This window comes from Gemmatimonadota bacterium, assembly GCA_009835325.1.
GTDB lineage: Bacteria > JAAXHH01 > JAAXHH01 > JAAXHH01 > JAAXHH01 > JAAXHH01.
In genome coordinates this window covers 1-21,185 of sequence record VXWP01000028.1, presented here as the reverse complement: position 1 = coordinate 21,185, position 21,185 = coordinate 1, and the positions used below count along the sequence as shown (strand labels likewise).

Here is a 21,185-nt window from a genome sequence, read left to right as displayed (position 1 = left end):
GGTTCCATCATTTTGGGCATGTGCTCCTTTCTAAAACCGCCTGAAGGCTTCTTCCAGCAGTTCCTGGTCGCGGATGGAGTCCGCACCGGTGGAACGGACCGGATCGCCGGACCGTATACAGTCCAGGAAGTGGGCGTTCGCCCGGCGAAACGCCCAGTCTCTCGGCGCCTGCGGCTGGGCGTGCTCCTGTATGTCGCCCGCCCGGTAGACGGAGACCCGGGCCGGCACGTTCCTGAGCAGCGGGGGCGGCGTTAGGACCTCCACCCATCCGTCTTCGAAATACACCTTGACGCCCTCGTCCCAGAAATTCGCCGACAGCCGTCCCAGTTCCAGCACCGCGTCGAAGCCGTCCATGGCGAAGATCATCAATTTGGTCAGACTGTCGAGGGCCGCGTATTTCAGTGCCCGGACCTCGCCCAGCAGGTGGCGCATCAGATTGATGTTGTGGCAATACAGGTTGTTTAAACTGTAGATCTCACGGACGCGTTCCTGCGCCAGCCACGCCGGAGGCCGGGGTTCGATTTCCGGGTAGGTCTCGTCCGTTCGGATCGGCGTCCCGGCGTTGCAGACCCAGTCTCCGGCAAAGCAATGGCCTCTCGCGTGGGTGATCGCCCCGAGTTCGCCGGATGAGGTCAGTTCTTCGATGATCGAGCGGGCCAGTTCGACTCCGGTATCGAACCGTTTCATGTACCCGACCATTAGCTGGCGTTCGTTGCGCTGGGCGGCCTCGACCATGCGGCGGGCATCGGACAGGTTGGTCGCCATGGGCTTCTCGAGGTAGACGTGCTTGCCCGCGTTCAACGCGTCGATGGAAACGGGTGCGTGGGCGTCGTCGGAGGTAATCTGCACGATGGCGTCTATCGCGGGGTCGGCGCAAAGCTCCTCGTGGGAGTCGCAGGTCCTTGCGACCCCGAAACGGTCTGCCACCAACCGCGCGAGCCGGGGCCTGCGGTCGGCCAGGGCGACCACCTCGCAACCGGCCATCTCCGTGAAATTTGGCAGGTGGACCAGTTGTCCCATGAATCCCGCACCCACGAAGCCGATCCTGATGCGGTCGTTTTCTGATGATTCCACGCCATCCTCCGGGTGCCGGGCACACCTGTGCCTGAATAGCCAGGCGGGCCAGGCCGACCAGGCCAACCGCTAAATTAAACCCTTGCCGGCCAGGCTGGTAAAGGACTTTCGGCCGATGATGATGTGATCAAGCACCTTGATGTCGATCATCTGGCCCGCGTCGACGAGCTGGGCCGTGATCTTGAGGTCGTCCTGGCTCGGCGTGGGGTCGCCGCTGGGATGGTTGTGCACGAAAATCACCGAGGCGGCCGAATCGAGGATGGCGGGTTTGAACACTTCGCGGGGATGGACGATGCTCGCCGTAAGGCTACCCACCGATACGGTCACGCCGCGGATCAGGCAGTTGCGCGCGTCGAGCATCAGGACCATGAAGATTTCCTTGCGCAGGTCCCTAAGCCGCGGCATGAAGTAGCGCGCCACGTCCGTGCTCGAAATGAAGGACTTCTTATCCATGTCCTGGGCTTCGAGCCGACGGCCGATTTCGATGGCGGAGGCGATCTGGGCGGCCTTGACGGGTCCCACGCCCGAAACCTGGCACAACTCGCTCAGTTCCCGGGTGGCGAGGTGGCGCAGGCCGCCGAAGTGCTGCAGGAGTTCCCGTGAGATCTCAATGACGTCCCTGCCGCCCGCGCCGTTTCCCGTGCGCAGCAGCAGCGCGATCAATTCCGTGTCCGACAGCGTGTGTATGCCGTATTTGAGCAGGCGCTCCCTGGGCTTCTCGTCTTCCGGCCAGTCCCTGATCGGTGTTACTCCCTGTAAATCGGTCATCGCATCGTCCTTTCTGCGGGTCATTGGAAACATTGCGTGTTGACCGATTTAGTCGGAATCCGATCAGGCGATCTCGTAAGTTATGAAGCCTCCTCGTCCTGACGCTCCGCCGCGCCGGGATTCGTCTCCGCCGCGCCGGAACCCGGATTCGCCGGACCGCCCGTGACCGCCGGTTTCATCGCGTCCACGAAAGGCTTGAAAAGGTCGATGGGGACGGGGAACAGCGTGGTGGAGTTGTTCTCCGCCGCCACGACCGAAAGGGTCTGGAGGTATCGCAACTGCACGGCGACGGGATGGGTGCCCATGACGTGGGCGGCCTCGGAGAGTTTCTCTGCGGCCTGCTGCTCTCCCAGGGCGTTGATGACCTTGGCCCGGCGTTCCCGCTCCGCTTCCGCCTGCTTGGCCATGGCCCGCTGCATCTCGATGGGCAGGTCGACGTTCTTGATGACGACCATGGACACCTTGATGCCCCAGGGTTCGGTCTGCTGGTCCAGCAGGATCTGCAGGTCCTCGTTGATCTTGTCCCGGTTGGACAGCAGGTCGTCCAGTTCCACCTGCCCGAGTACGCTCCGCAACGAGGTCTGGGCTAGCTGGTGGGTCGCCTGCAGGAAATCCTCCACCTCGGTGATCGCCCGTTCGGGATCGAGGACCCGGAAGTAGATCACCGCGTTGACCTTGATGGACACGTTGTCCCGGGTAATCACGTCCTGGGCCGGCACGTCCTTGGTCACGGTGCGCAGGCTGACCTTTTCCATTTTATCGATACCAGGGATCAGGATAATGATACCCGGTCCGTTCTTCCCGATGAGGGCCTTGGAAAGCCGGCCCAGCCGGAATATCACACCCCGCTCGTATTCGCGGAGTATCTTGACCGCGTTGGTGAAGAGAATGATGACGATCAGGATGATGACGATCGTCGACAGCTGAAATCCGTCAAAGAACATGGGCGTCCTCCCCTTATTACGTTACGTCCGCTCCTGATTCCAGGCTTTCCACCTTGAGTCGCAGACCATTGACCTCCACCACCCGAACCGGCGTATCGGGCTCGACAGGCGTTTCGCTCGTGGCGAACCAGTATTCGCCGTGGACGAATACTTTGCCGTTCCGGCTGTCCACGGCCGTGTGCGCGCGGCCCGTCTCGCCGATCAGTCCCTGGCTGCCCGTGGTCGTGCGCCGCTTCTGGGCCTTCAGCGCATAGCCCAACGCGAAGAGCGTGAAGGCCGCGGTCGCGAGCACGGCCGGAATGATGGCATACAGGGAAATGCGGAGATAGGGATCGGGCGAATCGATGAGCATCATCGAACCGATCGTGAACGAAACGGCGCCGCCGAGAGTCAGCAGGCCCCCGCTGGCCACGAACAGTTCGGAGACGAACAATCCCAATCCAAGCAGGAGCAGCAGAAGCCCCGCGTAGTTGATGGGCAGCGTCTGCAGGGCGAAAAGCCCGATGACAATGCACATGCCGCCCACGACACCGGGGAAGATGGCCCCGGGATTGATGAACTCGTAGATGAGCCCGTAGAACCCGAGCATCATCAGGAGATAGGCAATATTGGGATTGGAGAGCACGTTCAGTACCCGGTGATGCCAGCTCATTTCACGTATGCTCACCTCGGCGTCCTTCGTGCGCAATACCCGGCTGCCTTCGCGGACTTCGACCACGGTGCCGTCGATCCGCATGAGCAGCGAGTCCAGCGTGGCGACGCTGAGGTCCACGACGTTCTGCTCCACGGCTTCCCGGTCGGTCAGGGCCTCGGCCTTCCGCACCGCCTGTTCCGCCCAGTCCGCGTTACGGCCGTGCTTCTCGGCGATGGACCGGATATAACTCACGGAGAAGTTCTCGACCTTCTCCTGCATGGTCGAGTCCGCGACCGCGCCGCCGATGCCCACGGGGCTGGCCGCGCCGATGCTCGTGCCCGGGGCCATGGCGGCGACGTGGGCGCTCATGGTGATAAACACGCCCGCCGATCCGGCGCCCGCGCCGCTGGGCGACACGTAGACCACGACGGGCACGTTGGACGCGAGCATGTCCTTTATCATCATCTGGGTGGACTGGAGCAGCCCGCCGGGAGTGTCGAGCAGGATCACCAGGCATTCCGACCGGTCGTCTTCCGCCCGTTCGATCGCGGCGGACACGTGCTGGACGCTGACCGGACCGATCGGGCCGATCAGCCTGATGACGTCGACCCGGGATGCCACGGCGTCCGCGCCCGGCCAGGCCAGCCCGCAGGCCAGTCCGCAGGCCAGCAGGAGGCGTTTGAACGTTCTTATCGGGTTCATGGTGGGTTTGCCCGGTTGGTGCGTGAAAGGATTCAGCGGCGGCTAGGGCCGGTGATTCGGATTGAGCAGGTGAACGAGTTGCACGGCCTGGAACAGCGCCGCCGGTTCGATCTGGGGCCTGAGGGACCGGCGCCGCGGGAACAACGTGGTCTCTCCCATCATGGGCGGCGCCACCACGACTTCGACCTGGCCCGGGTTTATGCGGATGTTCCGCCTCGGACACTTGGGCCAGATGGAATGGATGCCCCTGAAGGCCATGGGAATGATGACCACGTCGGGCGGAATCTTGCTGAACAGCCCGTGCTGCAGGGGTATGGACTGGATGTCGAAGGCCGCCGTGGTCCCAGCGGCGTAAATGATGCCCGGTCGTTTTTCAAGCAGTCCGGCGAATCGCTGGGTCGCGTTGTTGGTATCTCCCGCGCGGGGCAGGACCACGTAACCGTCTACTTCCTCGAGCAGCCGGTCGAATTCCGCGGCGTTCACGCCGAACAGGGTCGTGCTCCAGGATCCCAGGCGCAGCGTCACGTACTCCGTCAGGCCCGACCGGGACAGGATGGTGCAGGGACGGGAATCCTCCCAGCCCAGGGCGTCCAGCAGAACGCGGGACTGAAGCACCTTGTACATGACGGGATGGTCGAAGACACTCTGGTGGGTCGGGAAGAAGAGGACCTTGTACCGCCCCTCGTGCAGCTTGAGCACGCGGGCCAGTTCGCCGACCATCGGATCGACGTGGACCTTGACCGTTATGCCGAAGATCTTCAGAGTCCGGTCGGCCCAGGTGAGACTGTTGTGCCAGGCCGCCTCGAGCTGGTCCCGCTCACCCAGGTTCTCCTCCTCGATGGCGAGTTTATTCCTGACGTACCGCCATGAAGCACCGATCCACCGGGTGAGCTTCGTGGCGCGCTTGACGGGAGAATACCGGGCGTTGCGCCCCACGTGCGGATACTCCAGGAAATGGCCCGCAGCGGTCCGGTCCAGCAGGGGCGGCACCACCATGGGTTCCAGCATGGAGGCGAGTTCGTCGGGGATTTTCGCCTTCTCCTCCTCATGGTCCTTCATGTGCTGGTTGATCCGGTAGATGACCAGGTTGCACTTGTCCATCAGGGCATGGGTCAGGTCGATCATGTCCCGGGTCAGGCTCGTATAGTGATGGCCGTACCAGTATCCGGTAGGCTTGAGCTGCGCAGGGTTCTCCTGGTGCGCCTGGAAGAACTCCACCATCATGGCCTGGCCGAGCAGGATATCCTCCTGGATGCCGTCGATCTTGCGCTGGATATACTTGCTCGGGACATGCCGGCGGCAGAACTCGGCCAGCAGTTCGGCGTCGCTGATGATCTTCCATACCGCGCAACCGAACCACGCGAAATTGGTATAGGTATTGTAGCGGACGGCGAGCAGTTCGCCGGCGGCCAGGTATTCGAGCGTTTTCTCCGCGGTGTTGTGGAAGATGTCCCTCAGCGTGGAGCGGGTTTCCTTGCCGTCGAGCGTGCAGGGATAGGTAGCCTGCCAGATGGGGTCGTCCTCCGGCACGATGTCCTTGAGCTTCTCGGCGACAGGCTGGGCGTGAGACAGGGGCACACGGGACAGCCTGGCCCCGGCCAGGGCGGCCTCGCCCTCGTCCGGGGTAAACACGTTGCTCGCCCGGAGCGCTTCGACGTAGACCGTCTGGTACAGTTCGAGGAACTGGGCGGTGGCGTCCGGGTCCTGCTGCAGGAACTGCTCCCTTACGCGGGCGTACAACTGAACCGACTGGTAGTAGTCGGGGGCGACCCGCCGGAACTGGTCGTAGGCCTCGCCCATCCGCTGGTCGCGAAGGAGGGGAACCCCTTCGTAGATCGCGCCGATCAGCTTCGCGCGATAGCCCAGCCCCTCCAGCCCGATCGATCCACCGGGCGTCCGCGAAGGCGGCCATTTCAGCAGTTCCGGATCGACGCCTTCGAAATAGCCCTCGCTGTTCGCCAGGTCCAGCACGCCCTGCGCGGCCTGGTCGTAGACCGTGAGCAGGACGTCCACGTTCCTGATCAGCGTCTGGTGATCGAACCAGATCGAAGCGGTATCGATTTTCTGGGTCGCGGTGTTCATGTTCCGCTCCGGTAAAGATCCAGTCTGCAGAGCACGCGGTCGGGCCGCCGGTATCGCTACGCTATCTCTGCGCGCCGTCCAGCGGATAGAGTTTTCTGCCGAGGCGGTGATAGGTGACCACGCCGGCGTCATGGACGCCCGGTTCAGTGACCACGTGGATCGCGCCCGCCCACGGTTCGAAACCTGCCCGGAAGTGGGCCGATGACTTGACGCCGATGTAACGCATTTCCCTGGGGTCCAGGCCGAGAGATTCCGAAAACGCCGTATCGAAGGGTTGTTCGCGCTCGTTCACGAGGATGACGTGTACACCTTCCTGCCGGATATGAGCCGATGGTCCCATCGTACCCTCCAGGCCCGCGAGCATGGGGCCGTGGTAACGGAACCTGCCGTCCGACAGGGCCAGCACCTCCGCCGTCATGGTCACCGGCTCGCCCTGCAACGGCGTGGATTTCCCCCCGACGTCCAGCGTAACCGTCGCGCCCACACCGGCGTCCATGCACCGGTCCACCGCCTGCGGGTCGACCATGTACAGGACGCAGGCGTCTTCGAGTCCGGCGTCGATGAACGTGCGCAGCATGGCGGTGCTGTCTCCCGGCGACCCGCCGCCCGTGTTGTCGTTGCGGTCCGCCAGCACGACGGGGAAATGGTCCTCCGCGTGGACCCGTTCCAGCGTCTCCTTCGTCGACGGCATGTGGTAGTGCCAGTCGGCCCGCCGGTCGTACAGCCAGGCGCCCAGTTCGTCTGCGTAACGCTGGGCCATCTCCCGGTCGTCGTCCGTCACGATGTACACGGACGCCCCCATGTGGGGTATATCCGCCAGCGGGAAACAGGTGGCGATCGATCCGCAGACGACCCCGGGCCTCGATTCGATTTCATGGAGGTAGTCGATCGCCTCCTTCATGGGCGAATGAGCGGTCACCTGGTTCATGCCCCAGACCATGGGGATCTGGTGCAGCGCCATGGTTGGCCGCAAGCCCTCCCTCAGGATCCGGACGAGCACGTCGGCACATTCCCGCCCCCGGGGCGCCATGTCCACCTCCGGGTAGGATTCCCGGCCGATCAGCACGTCGGCCTGCTCGATCATCAGCGGCGTCATGTTGGAGTGGATGTCGAGCTGCCCTACGACGGGCACGTCCCCGACGAGGTCCCGGACGGCGGAGAGGATGTATCCTTCACCATCGTCGATGCCTTCGGCCACCATGGCGCCGTGCAGTTCGAGCAGCACGCCGTCTATGGGATCCGCGCCGCGAAAACCGTCCAGCATCTCGTCGACGATCTCGTCTAAAAGCGCCCGCGGCGTGGGACCGCTCGGATGGGGTTCGGCCACGATCGTGGGGATCAATTCGAACCCGTGTGCTTCCGCGCCTTCGATGAAGCCGCCCGTGGGCTTGTTCGCGCCCCTGAACGCCTTTAGGATCTCGCTGCCCCGCAGGCCGCCGTACCGTTCCTGGTAGTTCCTACGGGTGGTTTCGACGGTCGTGAACGTGCTCGTCTCGTGGGCGATGATTCCGGTTACGACGCGCATTCGACTCCCTGCCGTTTCAAGCCCGATATATGCCGTAGACCAGGAGAAGCCAGCCGACGATGAACGCCACGCCACCCAGCGGGGTCACGGCGCCCAGCCACCGGATGCCCGTGAGACTCAATACGTACAGGCTGCCGGAGAACAGCACCGTGCCCGCGATGAACGACCATCCCGCCGCCGGCTGGATCGCACCCGGCCAGCGGGAGACCGCCCAGGCCGCGAAGAGCAGGCCGAAGGCGTGATACATCTGGTACCGGACGGCGGTCTCGAAGATCTCCAGCATCTCCGGCGAGATCCGATTCTTCAGTCCATGGGCGCCGAAGGCCCCGGCGACCACGCCCAGGAGCGCCGAGATACCGCCGGCTATGGCAAAAAGTTTTTCCATATGAACTAAGACCTGTCGGGCCCGCCTACCAGATCGGGGCCAGCCAGCCGCCGTCGACGGGAAGGGCCGTTCCGGTGATCCACTCGGCGTCGTCCGACGCGAAGAACACGCAGGCCCGGCCGATGTCCTTCGGCAGGCCCAGCCGAGGCAGAGGGGTCTTCTCCAGCGCCTCGGCGACCTGGTCCTCGGTCAGGTAGTCCTGGATGGGCGTCTCGATATAGCCCGGGCAGATCGTATTGGCGGTTATGCCGAGCGACGCCAGTTCGACCGCCGTGTCCCGCGTGAGGTTGACGACACCGGCCTTGGCCGGCGCGTACGCCGGACCGCCGCCGCCGTGAAAGGCGTGCACGGAAGCGATGTTGATGATCCGTCCCGAACGGGATGCCTTCAGGTGCGGCACAGCGGCACGCGTAGTCAGGAACAGGGCGCGCAGGTTCACGCCCATGATGCGGTCCCACGTCTCGACCGGGGTCGTCTGGCTGTCTCCGAGGGCGAAAATGCCCGCGTTGTTGACCAGGATGTCCAGTCCGCCGAAGGCTTCCAGTGTCCGATCAACCAGTCGGTTGACGGCCGTTTCGTCCGATACGTCGGCCTGCACGAAGAGGCCGTCGGAACCCATCTCTTTCAATGCCGACACAGTCGGCGTCGTCACGTCCTGGTCATGGTACTTGCCCGGCTTCGGACGCTCGACGAGGTCGCACACCACGACGCGGGCTCCTTCCCTGGCCAGTTCGATGGATATACCCCGGCCAATACCGGAACTGCCGCCCGTGACGATAGCGACCCGACTTTCGAGTTTCAAGTGGTCCTCTGTTTTTCCTGGTAAGCGATCTGGAGCCTTTCTGAAAGGAATGTAACCAGATCGAAAATCCGAGGCAAGGCAAGTGTTCATAAATGGATTGCGTTTTTAGAATCCCGCCTTAGTTATATAGATTTCACGCCCGTCCCGACCCTACCGTCCCTTACCACTGCAGGAGGAATCCATGAAGATCACGCACGCCGAACGAACGGCCCTGAACGTGCCGTTCTACGCCCCGCACGTCGATCACGCCATGGCCCGGGCGAACACCCATAACGAGCGTGTCTGGGCGTACCGGCTGGAGACCGACAACGGCCTCGTCAGCATCACCGACGGTCACGGCGCCTCGGATACCGCTGGTCTGGTCGGCAAGGACCCCTGGACTATCATGTGGGACGACGATATCGGTTTCGGACCGCAGATCGCCGTATTCGACCTGTGCGGGAAGGACGCCGGGGTGCCCGTGCACGCCCTGCTGGGCAACAAGCTGCGGGAACGCTGCCCCCTTTCCTGGTGGGATATCGACATGGCGCCCGAGGACTGGGTCAAGGAGGCGGAGGAGTCCCTGCGGCGCGGCTACACGTCCTTCAAGATGAAGGCGCGTCCCTGGCGCGACATCATCGCCCAGATCGACGCGGTGAGCGAGGTCGTCCCGGCCGACTACCGGTTCGACGTGGACTTCAACGGTTTCCTCCTCACCCAGGCGAAAGCGGAGCAAATCCTGTCCCAGCTCGACCAGCGGGTGAACGTGGGCATGTACGAAAGTCCCTTCTACCTGCGTAAAGACCTCAAGGGCGCGCAGATGCTCCGGGAACGCATCCAGAAGCCCATCGTGGAACACTTCGGAGACGACGTCTGGCAGGCGGAGGTCAGCGACGGATTCGTGGTTGGCGGCGGCGCCTCGGGGACCATGCGGCAGGGCATCATGGCGGCCGCGTTGAACAAGCCCTTCTGGCTTCAGATGGTGGGCGCCGGACTGACCACGACTTTCGCCGCCCACATCGGTTCGGTGCTGTCCCACGCCCAGTTGCCCTACATCACCTGCCACGAACTCTGGCAGACCGACCTTTTGACTGAACGGATCAAGGTGGTGGACGGGTACATGGAGGTGCCGGACAAGCCCGGTCTCGGCGTGGAGGTCGACGAGAAGGCCATAGAAACCTATGCCGTCGACGACGACGAACCCACGGCCGTACAGCGCTACCGCAGCAAAAAGCGGATCCTTCGGGTGGTCTGGCCGGGTCATGCCGGCGGGCAGCGCGTCTGGGAGTTCACCGATGAGAGCATCTACCAGCCCGAGTTCTACAAGGGGAATCTACCAGGATTCGAAACGGGGGTGCACCTAGAGGTGATCGAAGACGACCACAGTTCCGCCTTCGAAAAACGGCATGCCGAACTGGCGCGGCGGGAGGCCGCCGTGGCCCGGGCGCCCAAGGGGATCTAGCCTTCATCCGGACCGTCTGAACGTTTCCGGAATCACCCGCTGCGCCGCTTCGACGACGCGTTCCTCCACGTCGCCGGTAAAGCGGTTGGGCAATCCGAAATACACGTTGGCGTCGCCGCCTTCGTACCCGCCCTCCTTCCAGATCCGACGGGAGGGTATGTAGCCGGGAAAGTCGTTGGCGTACGCGCCTATCCACATCCTGGCGGGATCGTACATGCGCCTCAGCCTGAAGGCGTAGTCCGCGACGACCTCCCCCGCCAGGAAGACAATGGCGAGTTCGTCTCCGAACGACCAGCCCTGCACCGGATAGCTGAGCGCTTCCGGCACCGCTTCGCCGCTGTCCATACGGGCGATCCACTTCCGTGCGTGGTAGCCCGTGACGTCTGATTTCTCTGCTGCGGCCGTCCAGGCCTCGCGGGTCGGCAAGGTGTCGTAGGGCAGCGAGGCGTGGACCAGGCGGCACCGAATACATCCCGTCAGGGGGCGTCCGGGGATCCCGAGCAGGCGGTGAAGTTGCCACGCGATATCTACACCGTGACGCCGGGAAAAAGAAAGCCCCGTACGGGGAAAGGGATTCGCATTGGCGGCGCACCCGATGGTGACCAGGGCAACAGCCCCAGGGTGGTTCCGCCTGATCCTGTCGGCCGCGAATCCCGCCCAGTCGCCGCACATGAAGTTGTCCGCGGGGCCGAATGTCGTGCAATGGCAGGCGTAGCTGACCCACACCGCTCTCAGGTTTCCTTCCGGGTCATCGACCCGCATCATGGGCATCACGTGATCCACGGGGCCGATCTGCGCGCGCCGGTTCACCGCGAACCCGGCGTGACCCTCGCTGTAACTCAGACGGGACGGTTTCCGTTCCGACAACGCACGCAGCCCCACCTCCACGAGCCGTTCCGTCACTTCCCCGGTATAGCGATCGATATGCCGCTGGTGCGCCGCCGGGATATCCGTGCTGAACAGCATGGGCGCCGCACCAGAGAGCATGGGCGCGTTGTGGGTGTGGGTATAGCACAGGACGATGCGTTCCCGGTCGATCCCCGCCCGTCTGTTCAGTTCCCGACCGATGGACGCCGTCATGGACTCGGTCACGCCGCAGTTGTCCAGGGCCAGCATCAGGACCGGCCGTTCCGCGCCGATGGCCAGGGCGCGGGCGTACAGGGGCGACTTGATCTTCGCCGTTTCTTCCCGGCGCGCGCCGTATCCGCTCAGACGCACCGGGTAGCCGGGGGTTACGTCGACTTCGGACACGCCGACCGGGACCAGTTTGCTCATCGGTCTATCCTGTTTTTGGCGCACGACGCACGACGCGAACGCGGTGCGAACACGTCACCAATTAGTACCATTCCGTCCGGTGAGGGGTCCCCGGAAAGAAGACCACGTCGACGACCAGGGACAGGACGACGCCCAGGAGAAACCCGAGGATCGCTCCGGTGAAAAACGGTTGGGCGGCGCGGTACATGCGCACGCCGCCGATGCGAATCAACACGATCTGCAGGAGCCAGGCGAGGAAAATCGGCAGAAAGGCGTTCCTCACCACGCCGCCCACGTCCCCGACGGCCATGCCGACGGGATGCAGGGGCCACCAAGTGAAAAACGCCCTGCCGGCGATGACCAGGCCGTTGATCAGTATCCCGGACAGCAGGAACAGCGCTTCGAGGACCCCGATCTGGGCGGCGTTGGTCGCCCAGACGATGGTGCGTCCGAAGAAGAACGTTCCCAGGCCGCCGGGCTGGGTATGGAGGTTGTTGGCGCCCACCGTATGGGCGGAATGGACCAGGGAGACGACCGAAAGCACGACGCTGACGCCGATCGCCAGGCAAATCCATCCGAACAACCCGCGGCCGCGCCCTTCCAGCCGGTTCTTCAGCCACGCGATGTGCGAGAACCCGACCAGGGTGAAGGTTCGCCAGTTCCGCGCGAAACCGTTGGCCATGCCCATCACGTTGATGTCCCGTATGGACAGGGAGGCGGTACCGATCAGGCCGACCGTGAAGTAATTGGGTTTCACGGTGAGTTCCGCCATGACCAGCCCCGATTCGGCCACCACCCGGGCGAGTACCAGGTAGAAGGTGAACATGACGGCCAGAAAGAGCACGCCCACCACAATGGAGAGTCCGGCGCTGTACAGCCACAGCACCGCGAACGCCGAACCACCCGCAAGGCCGATGAGCGCCCACCGGTAAGAGAACAGTTCCCGTGCCTCGCCGTCGTCCCGGACGGGCCGCCATGCAGCGCGCCACACCGAGGCCAGGTGGCGCCTTGCAATCCAGACCAGCCAGGCCGCAAAGACGATAACGCCGCCCATGTACTGCATGCCGGTCAGGCCTCCCTGCACCACGCTGCCGCTCGTGGAGAACATGCCCATCCGGCTCAGCAGCCCCTGTTCAAACACACCGAACAGCTGGAAGAACCAGAGACTGAAGAGGATCTCCGCGGGCGCGAAGAATGCGAAGGACAGGGCGTAGATGTTCAGGTACAGGGGTATACCGGGGAAGTAGGGAGCGATTTCCAGGGTGGCGACCGCCCCCGGATGAATGGGCAGCATCGGAAGCGCGCCCGAGTATGCCGCACAGTTCCAGGCCATGGCGGAGAAGGTGATGAGCAGCCCCGCCATAAACAGCCGGTTGCGATTGCGGCCGCGTCCGGGACGTGACTGAGCCCGGTCCTCATCGGCCTCACCGATAAGCCGCAGGGCCGCTTCCGCCAGGGGGAATCGAAGGCGTTCGTACTCCATCCACTGCCTGCGGAAAATCACCACGATGCAGGCGCCGATCAGCAGGAGCGCGGCCAACAGGCAGAGCCACCAGAACACGGGCGTCATCCAAACGGACCACGGGATCCCCTGGCCCGGCTGCAGGCCTTCGTAGAATCGCCGGGCCGATTCGGAATCGCTCAGATAGACCCAGTGGGGCAGGTGGGGAAGGATGAGTTCGTCCCACCGGTTTTCGGGGGAGGCGAAGTAGGCGGGCGCCGCGATGGCGGAAACCATGTAGCGGGTGACCCCCAGGTCGGGCATCATGGACGCCGCCCAGCCCATGGCGAAGACCGTGAACAACTCGGTCCGGGTTAACGCTTTGCCAGGGCAGCAGGCCCGGCAGATCAGGTTGGGCAGCAGAACAAGGGCCAGAAAGGGGATCAGGAAGCCGGAGGGCAGGTGGGCGAACAGCATGAAATCGTAACCGCCCCGATCGGCCAGGTACTGCGTGCCGAGCCCGATGAGGCCCGACAGGAGGAGGCCGATACCGGCCGCCCTCAGTGTTACGGGCTGGCGGTCCGGTCCGTCCGGAAGGTTCGCAGATTCACCGTCCCTACGGTTCAGGCGCTGTATCCAGCATCTCCTTGTAGATGTCCGCGTAAATCTTGTCCCGCGGCACGCATCCGACGGCGAACTGGCCGAGTTCGTTGTGCTTCCCGCGCATCAGGGCGGTGCAGTAACTGACCGTGATACAGCTCTTCTTTCGGATCATTTCGCCGTGCTCGGCCACGTCTTTCGCAAAATCGGGATAGGCCAACGCGCCTCTGCCCGATCCCATGACGGTGACCCGGCCGTCGCGGATATTCGCCGCGCCCGCGTTGACCATGTACTTCTGCAGCCAGCTGTACCCGGTACCCACGATGTGGAGTTCCGGATGCGCCGCGCAGAGGGCGGCGGCCGCGCGGAAGTGCCGCGCGACGCCGAACAGGGGATGTTCGGGGGCATCGTAGCCGTCCACCGGCGATCTCTCGGCCGGACGGCCCACGTGGGGATTGTAGTAGGGGCTTCCCATGGTGGCGTTGATCATCCCGATCCCGGCCTCCTTGAGCAGGCCGGCCACCGCGACCGGTTCCGACAGGTCCTCCCGCAGCGGATCGTCCGTGTCCACGCCGAATCCGGAGAGGTAGGGTACGGGGTAAGGTGCGCGGGGCGTGCCTGTGCCCGTATCCGGGTCGGTGGTGTACGGTATGCCGTCGTATACGTTCATCCGGGTTGCCAACGGCAGTTCGTCCTTCGTTTCTTCGCGAATGCGTCCGATCACGTTCCGGACAAGCCGCGTCCGGTTCTCGAGACTCCCGCCGTAATCGCCGTCCCGGAGCCGTGCGGCCAGGAGTTCGGAAAGCAGGTAGCGATGGCACTGCTTGATGTCCACAAAGTCGAATCCCAGTTTCCAGGCCAGGACCGCGGTATTTACGAGGGCATCTTCCACCCGGCCGAGTTCGGCGTCCGTCAGCACCGGGTAGTCCGGGGTGACCGGTATCTTGCGCTTCTTGTCCACGAGGGTGACCGGATCGGCGGCGGGATCGTGGAAAGCGATCAGCGGTTTCCGGTAACTGTAACGACCCGAGCAGGTCAGCTGCAGCCCGATCACCAGGTCGTCATCGCGGCCATGGACGGCCCGGTGGGCCTCGCGGGTCTGCGCGAGCAGCGCCTCGAAGGACGCGGCGTTGCCATCGTGCAACCAGAGTTGCCGGGTATTCGCACGGGCTTCCTCCGTCACGGCCGTGGCCTCTCCCCAGATCAGTTTGGCCCCGCCCTCGCCAAACAGCCTCCACCGGCGGAATACCAGCTCGTCGGGCGAGCCGTCCAGGTGCCCGTCGCATCCCTCCATGGGGTGCACGGCCATGGAGTTGCCGATCGTGCGGTCCCCGAACCGGATGGGGCGCCAGAGCGGATCGAGGTCCTCGGTCAGCGGGATATCTTCGTTCAATCCGAGGCGATCGATATCCTGTTGCAGATCCTCGATCGAACGGTAGCGAAAATGCTTCGGCATGTCGTCATCCTGTTCCGGTTGAAATTCAGGGCGTCACGCAGTGCGCGGGCCGCAGGTGGCCTTTATCATGCAATCATCACGAGACGGCACGCTCATCACGGGACGGCGTACCATCGGCGCAGCACCCGCTCCGCTTCTTTGTTCTGGGGACTGAATTCAATCCTGTCCTCGGTGATACGGCTCGCGTCCGGGTACCATTTCCAGATAAACATTCCCCGGAACCAGGGCACCTTGCCGACGGTCCGGAACAGGGCTTCGTAGGCGTTGACCTGCTCGTTCGGATCGACCTGATGGACTTCCGGGTTGATTTCCCCGCGCCGGTTCCGCCTTCTCGGCGGCCATTCCCAGGGCCGGATGGTCGACCCGGGTGAATTCTTGTAACCGACTTCCGTGAAAAGCACGGGTTTTCCGTGCGTATCGGCCAGCCGGCCGATGTTTTCGATATGGGGTTCCCACCCGGACATGATTTCGGTGACGCTCGGTCCATGCCGGTCGGTCAGGGGAAAATAGGCGTTGACGCCGATGTAGTCGAGGTGGGGCCACAACTCGACCACGTCGTAGTCCCCGTGCCAGTTCGCCGCGTAGGTGAGCTTCCCGTCGTAGACCGTCCTGATTTCCGCGATGAGCGACTTCCAGAATCGCGGACGGGACCGCACCGGATTCGAAAGTTCCGTGGCAATGCAGAGGATGTCCATGTCTTCCGCCTGCGCCAGTTCGGCGTAGTGCAGGATGAAAGTCCGGTAATCCTCCTCCCACTGGCGCCACTCCGCCTCCGTAGTGAAATCGATCACGCCTATCCAGCCGTCGTCCACGGGCCGGGTCAGCCAGAGGTGAGGCTTGAGCATCAATCGGAATCCCAGTGCCCTGGCCTTCCTGGCCGTAGTCCGCAGTCCCTGGTCGGTCTCCCCCCAGAATCGTCCGCGCCGGTTCAACCGCACGGACGGCGTAGTGTGGTTTTCCATCCATCCGAAGGGCGTAAGCGCCAGCCATTCGATGCCCAGTTCTCGGGCCGCGGGCAGGGCGTCTTCCGGCATCTCCCAACGGCCGCCCACCCAGGATACGCCCTTGTAGAAATTCTCCAGCGCGAAGGGCGGTTCCTGTGCCGCGGGGCGGTCGCCCCGGAGGACGGCGCATAACAACAATAAAATACCGAGAAAACGGATTGGCGTCATGTTGATGGATTGGGCGTTGTCCTGGTGAATCGGTCGTGGTCAGGCGAACTGGTCCGTCCCCCTTGTGATGAGGCTGCCGAGGTCCTCGCCACGGCAGATCCGTTCCATGGCGCCGGGCGAGTTGAAGTCGAAAACGTGAATCGGCAGCCCGTTGTCGCGGGCCAACAGCACGGCCGTCTGGTCCATGACCTTGAGATCGTGCTGGATGACCGAGTCGTAGCTGATGACCTTGTACCTGCGGGCGTCCGGGTTTTCCCGGGGATCGCTCGTATAGATCCCGTCGGTGCCGTTCTTGGCCGAAAGCAGGACTTCGGTCCGGAGTTCCAGGGCGCGTAGTACCGAAGGATAGTCCGTGGTCACGTACGGATTCCCGGTGCCGGCGGCGAGGAGTACAATGCAGCCGTGCTCCAGATGCCGGACGGCCCGGAGCCGGATATAGGGTTCGGCCACGGTGTTGATGGGGATGGCGGTCATGACCCGGACGTCGCCCGCACCGCGCGAGGTCAGAGCGCCCCGGAGCATCATGCTGTTGATCACGGTCGCGATCATGCCGATGTTGTCGGCCTCCGCCCGCTCGATGCCCCAGTCCTGACCCAGTTCGCCCTTGAATATGTTGCCACCGCCCGCCACGATGCCCACCTCGACACCCACGGCATGGAGCTTCATGACCTCGCTGGCAATGTACTCGATGGCGGAAGGATCGAATCCCCAGGGATTTTGACCCGATAGCGCACCGCCGCTGAGTTTGACCAATACTCGTTTGTAACGCACGGGTCCTCCTTATCGATTAGCGGAAAGTTGAGCACTGAACCGGACGGGATAGGCCGCCGCGTCTTCCCTTCGTTTGTAGCGTGCGGGGAGGCTGTCCAGTTGTGATTTCGCCCTGCTGCCGGAAGCGGACAGGTCCGGCATCGGACCTTCAAGGCGGCCGCCGCGCATGACAGGGCCGAGCAGGGGTTCCCATTCCGGGGATCCGGCCGGTTCGCCGTCCCGGGTTACCCGGTCCTCCACGAACTCCCCGTGCCCGTCGCGCCGCCGCCACACCTGCTTTGCATAGGGCCGGGTCTGCTTCCCCTCGCTCAGTTTGAAGACCGGCCGCGTACCGGAAGGCGTTTCCAGCGCGCATAGCTTGTAAACGCCGCTCAGGGACGGCGCGTCCGGCGAGTTGACCAGTTCGTTCCCGACGCCGAAGAGATCCACGGGTACCCCGGCTTCGACCAGCGAAGCGATTCGGAATTCGTTCAGGTCCCCGCTGAGCATGATCCTCGTTTCCGTCATTCCAGCCTCGTCCAGGATACCGCGGACTCGCCTCGCCTGATCGGCCAGGTTGCCGCTGTCGAGCCGAACTCCCTTCAGAGACGGTCCTATCCTGGTGGCCAGCTTGGCAGCCTCAACGGGGTCGAAGGTGTCCAGCAACAGCGTGGTGCTCCCGGGGAAAACACGATGGTAGGCACGGAAGGCCTCCAACTCGCTTTCGAAGGTCATGATCCAGGAGTGGGCGGCGGTCCCGTAGACGGTGATGCCGAACTGCCGTCCCGCCTCCACGTTGGACGTCCCGATGCACCCCCCGATGACCGCGGCCCGGGCCGCCATCAGTCCCGCCTCGGGGCCGTGGGCCCGGCGGCTGCCGAATTCCACCACGCCCCTGCCCGCCGCGGCTTCGACGATACGCGCCGCCTTCGTGGCCACCAGGGTCTGGTGGTTAACCGTGGCCAGCAGGAAGGTCTCGACGATCTGGGCTTCTATAATCGGCGCCGAGATCCGGATCAGCGGCTCGCCGGCGAAAACCACGGTCCCTTCGGGTACGGCCCAGAGATCTCCCGAAAAGCGAAACGAAGACAGGAAATCGAAAAACACGTCCGGAATGCGTTGAAACGGCGGCAACGTCTTCAGATGATCGATGTCGTCCGCGGAAAACCTCAGCGCGGACAGGTAGTCTACAGCCTGCCGCAACCCGGCCGCGACAAGCCATGACCTACGTGCCGGCAGGTCCCTGACGAATAACTCGAAGGTGGCCCTTTCCCGGCGTTCGTTCACGAAATAGCCGGCCGCCATCGTGAGTTCGTACAGATCGGTTGCCAGCGAAGGCGACCAGTGAATCGGGCAGGAACCTTTCTGGCGCATGCAGATCCGCCCCCGTCCGGACCGCTATATCTCCGCTTCCAATTCGACCGGTTCGTCGTACGCCACGCTGTCCACTTCGAAACCGAACAGCTGCCGGAAACCTCGCTTATAGGCGTCGTAGTCGGTCAGGGCACGGAAGTTCTCCGTCGTAATCGTCGGCCACACCGAATCGATTTCCCGCTGGACAGCATCGCCCAGTTCCAGGTCATCGAGGCGGATCCGGTCCTCCCCGTCGAGCGCCGGCGTCCTGCCCGGGCCGATATGGTCGTTGAACAACCGTACCATCTGGTGGATCGGATCCTCGTGCAGGCCGTGTTCCCGCATAATGCGATACAGCAGGCTGATGTACAGGGGGACGACCGGAATCGCGGCCGAAGCCTGGGTGATCACGGCCTTGTTCACCGACACCATGGCCCTTCCCCCGATGGATGACCTGAGTTGGCCGTCGATCGCTTTCGTGGTCCCTTCCAGGTGTTCCTTCGCACGGCCGATGGTGCCGCTCCGGTAAATGGGCCAGGTCAGGGCAGGCCCGATGTACGAGAACGGAACGATCCGGGCGCCGTCGGCCAGCAGCCCGGCGTCGAGCAGCGCCTCGCTCCACTGGCGCAGGTCGTCGCCGCCCATGACGCCCACCGTCCCGCGGATGCCTTCGTCCGACGCCGGTTCGACGGTGACCTCGTTGATGACCTCGCGGTTCAGATCGATGGTCTTTCCCACGTAAGTCTCCCCGATCGGACTGAGTACGGACAGGTAGGTCTCGCCCGTGTCCGGATCCGTGCGCTTCGGGGAGGCCAGGCTGTAGACGACCAGGTCCACCTGGCCCAGCCGGGAAGCAACAAGTTCCACGGTCTTCCGCTTGATCTCGTGGGAGTAGGCATCGCCATTTACATTGGCCGAGACCAGTCCGTTTTCCGTCGCGTACCGGTGGTAAGCCGCGGTGTTATAGAATCCCGGCGTACCGCATCGGGTACTGCTGCTTTCGCGTTCGAAAAACACCCCCACCGTGCCGGCGCCGTACATCGCGCCTGCCGCGATGCGCGCCGCCAGTCCGTATCCCGTCGAAGCGCCGATCACCAGTACACGGAGCGGTCCGGCGCCGTTCTTCTGGTCCGGCTGAGCAGCCCGTGCAACCTGGATCTGGGCGTTGACATTCGAAGTGCAACCGGCGGGATGCGCCGTGGTACAGATAAAGCCCCGGATGCGTGGCTCAATGACGGCCGTGGCCATAAGTTCTATTCCCTTCCCGTTTTAAATGCCTATTCAATGGGCACCGGCGTCGCGCGCCGGCCGTCAAAGGACATGGCTTCCCCGTACCCGCAGGATGCCGCGTGGGTCCTGACCCGGTCGAAATCCCGGCCGATGTCCTCCACGACGTGGGCGTCGGAAGCCGTCGTGATGGAGATCCCGCGACGGGCGCAGGCCTCCAGCAGGGGGCGCTCCGGGTAGATCCTGCCCACGGGTTTGCGAAAGCCGGCCGAGCTTATCTCCACGCAGAGGCCCTCCTGGCCGCATACCTGCTCGGCAAAGGCTTCGTACAGATCCGAGATGTCGCCTTCGGGCATGTGTCCCATCACCTTGATCAGGTCCGGATGGGACATTGAATTGAAACAACCGGTCTGTACGGCCTGTCCCAGCAGTCGGAAGTAGTCCCGGTAGGCCTGGTCCACCGATCTCCGGTCCCATTCGTCCGCGAAAAGGGACATGTCGAATCCCCAGTCACCGATCCAGTGCACCGAACCCAGCACGAAATCCCAGGGATACCCCCCGACAATCCGTTCGATGACCGGTTCCTTGCCTTCGATGTAATCCATCTCGATGCCGGTCTTGATGGGCAGCCCCTCCCGGCGCGCGGACTGGAGCAGGTCCACGTATTCGTCCATATCGTAGAAGCACTTGTCCACGGCCCAGGGCTTGTCCACGATCTCCCGGGCCTGGACGAAGTGGTACACGTGCTCGGTGATGGCGATTTCCCGCACGCCGTGTTCGGCTGCCGAGGCGGCGAAAAGGCGCATGGTCTCCATCGGATCCGTACCGTCCGGGCAGGTGTCCTCCGTCCTGCCGAAGGGATAGTAATTCTCCACGTGCATGTGGTAGTCGAGCATGGTTCAGCCTCGTGCCGCAGGAGGAATCAGCCGCGGGGATGCCGGCCGTAAGTGCTGGTAATGATAACCAGTGACCGGTCTAAAATCAAACCAATTCTGGGCGGTCCGTATCGCTTGACAGGGCACCGCCGGATTCCTAATTTGCCCGGTGGAACATCCAGGTTGCCACCCCTGTACCCAGCGCCTTTCCATGGAAAAGATGACCCTTTCCCCAGAACCACGTCGGGCGGCGGACGCGACCCGGGATGTGGAATTCCGCATACGAGAGAACGAGGACCAGGTTCAGTGGGACCGGTTTTTCGAAAACAGCGGGCCGGTGGAAGTCGAAATCGGGTGCGGAAAGGGACGATTCATCATCAATTCGGCCATGGCCTATCCGCATATCAATTACATCGGCATAGAACGGGCCCTGCGCTATTTCCGCATCATGAAGGAACGGGTAGTCCGGCGGGAACTGGCCAATGTCCGCCTGCTGCGGGACGACGCCGTTTATTTCGTAGAGCGGTTCATACCCGACGGGGCGGTCTCGGCCTATCATATCTACTTCCCCGATCCCTGGCCGAAGAAACGGCACAGGAAACGCCGCCTGTTCAATCCACGGTTTCTGGACGAGATCGTGCGCACGCTGGCGGCGGGAGGTACCCTCGATTTCGCCACGGACTACGTCGAATACTACGAA

General features: G+C 63.5%; 18 protein-coding genes. 2 read left to right on the top strand and 16 right to left on the bottom strand.

What is annotated here, in order from left to right:
• Positions 1-30: 30 nt before the first annotated feature.
• From F4Z81_02980 to F4Z81_02945, 8 genes are all read right to left on the bottom strand, one after another.
• On the bottom strand, positions 31-1,074 hold the full coding sequence (locus F4Z81_02980) for a Gfo/Idh/MocA family oxidoreductase (protein MXW04013.1): 1,044 nt from the start codon (positions 1,072-1,074) through the stop codon (positions 31-33).
• A 69-nt stretch (positions 1,075-1,143) separates the two neighbouring features.
• Entirely contained in the window at positions 1,144-1,842 is a 699-nt protein-coding gene (locus tag F4Z81_02975) for a JAB domain-containing protein (GenBank protein ID MXW04012.1), read from the bottom strand.
• An 80-nt stretch (positions 1,843-1,922) separates the two neighbouring features.
• Complete coding sequence (locus tag F4Z81_02970; protein MXW04011.1) at positions 1,923-2,786, bottom strand: slipin family protein; 864 nt, start codon at positions 2,784-2,786, stop codon at positions 1,923-1,925.
• A gap of 16 nt (positions 2,787-2,802) precedes the next feature.
• On the bottom strand, positions 2,803-4,122 hold the full coding sequence (locus F4Z81_02965; protein ID MXW04010.1) for a nodulation protein NfeD: 1,320 nt from the start codon (positions 4,120-4,122) through the stop codon (positions 2,803-2,805).
• A gap of 42 nt (positions 4,123-4,164) precedes the next feature.
• Positions 4,165-6,204: a hypothetical protein gene (locus F4Z81_02960; GenBank protein ID MXW04009.1), complete on the bottom strand. Its 2,040-nt coding sequence runs from the start codon at positions 6,202-6,204 to the stop codon at positions 4,165-4,167.
• Positions 6,205-6,265: 61 nt separating this feature from the next.
• Positions 6,266-7,729, bottom strand: a complete 1,464-nt coding sequence (locus tag F4Z81_02955; GenBank protein ID MXW04008.1) for a M81 family metallopeptidase — start codon at positions 7,727-7,729, stop codon at positions 6,266-6,268.
• A 16-nt stretch (positions 7,730-7,745) separates the two neighbouring features.
• Positions 7,746-8,114 (bottom strand): DUF423 domain-containing protein, encoded by a 369-nt coding sequence (locus tag F4Z81_02950; protein ID MXW04007.1) that lies wholly within the window; start codon positions 8,112-8,114, stop codon positions 7,746-7,748.
• Between the two features lie 25 nt (positions 8,115-8,139).
• Entirely contained in the window at positions 8,140-9,006 is an 867-nt protein-coding gene (locus tag F4Z81_02945) for a glucose 1-dehydrogenase (GenBank protein MXW04006.1), read from the bottom strand.
• Positions 9,007-9,097: 91 nt separating this feature from the next.
• Between F4Z81_02945 and F4Z81_02940 the strand changes: the two genes are divergently transcribed.
• The gene (locus F4Z81_02940; GenBank protein MXW04005.1) at positions 9,098-10,357 is read left to right on the top strand and encodes an enolase; all 1,260 of its coding nucleotides are present in this window, start codon (positions 9,098-9,100) and stop codon (positions 10,355-10,357) included.
• 3 nt (positions 10,358-10,360) lie between these two features.
• Here the strand turns inward: F4Z81_02940 and F4Z81_02935 are convergent, their stop codons facing one another.
• The 8 genes from F4Z81_02935 to F4Z81_02900 all read right to left on the bottom strand — a co-directional run bounded on the left by F4Z81_02935 (position 10,361) and on the right by F4Z81_02900 (position 20,506).
• Positions 10,361-11,632 (bottom strand): hypothetical protein, encoded by a 1,272-nt coding sequence (locus F4Z81_02935; protein MXW04004.1) that lies wholly within the window; start codon positions 11,630-11,632, stop codon positions 10,361-10,363.
• Positions 11,633-11,693: 61 nt separating this feature from the next.
• Entirely contained in the window at positions 11,694-13,529 is a 1,836-nt protein-coding gene (locus tag F4Z81_02930) for a hypothetical protein (protein MXW04003.1), read from the bottom strand.
• A 139-nt stretch (positions 13,530-13,668) separates the two neighbouring features.
• Positions 13,669-15,108, bottom strand: a complete 1,440-nt coding sequence (locus tag F4Z81_02925) for an NADH:flavin oxidoreductase (protein ID MXW04002.1) — start codon at positions 15,106-15,108, stop codon at positions 13,669-13,671.
• Positions 15,109-15,203: 95 nt separating this feature from the next.
• Positions 15,204-16,247 carry a hypothetical protein gene (locus tag F4Z81_02920; protein MXW04001.1) on the bottom strand — a complete coding sequence of 348 codons (1,044 nt, stop codon included), beginning with the start codon at positions 16,245-16,247 and terminating at the stop codon, positions 15,204-15,206.
• Between the two features lie 72 nt (positions 16,248-16,319).
• A complete protein-coding gene (locus F4Z81_02915) occupies positions 16,320-17,051 on the bottom strand; it encodes a UMP kinase (protein MXW04000.1) in 732 nt (243 codons plus the stop codon).
• Positions 17,052-17,060: 9 nt separating this feature from the next.
• Positions 17,061-18,404, bottom strand: a complete 1,344-nt coding sequence (locus F4Z81_02910; protein MXW03999.1) for a nicotinate phosphoribosyltransferase — start codon at positions 18,402-18,404, stop codon at positions 17,061-17,063.
• 24 nt (positions 18,405-18,428) lie between these two features.
• On the bottom strand, positions 18,429-19,631 hold the full coding sequence (locus F4Z81_02905) for a trans-2-enoyl-CoA reductase family protein (protein ID MXW03998.1): 1,203 nt from the start codon (positions 19,629-19,631) through the stop codon (positions 18,429-18,431).
• Between the two features lie 29 nt (positions 19,632-19,660).
• Positions 19,661-20,506 carry a histidinol-phosphatase HisJ family protein gene (locus F4Z81_02900; protein ID MXW03997.1) on the bottom strand — a complete coding sequence of 282 codons (846 nt, stop codon included), beginning with the start codon at positions 20,504-20,506 and terminating at the stop codon, positions 19,661-19,663.
• A 190-nt stretch (positions 20,507-20,696) separates the two neighbouring features.
• Here F4Z81_02900 and trmB point away from each other — a divergent pair.
• Positions 20,697-21,185, top strand: a 489-nt coding sequence (trmB, locus tag F4Z81_02895) for a tRNA (guanosine(46)-N7)-methyltransferase TrmB (protein MXW03996.1), incomplete at its 3' end; no start/stop codon positions are given.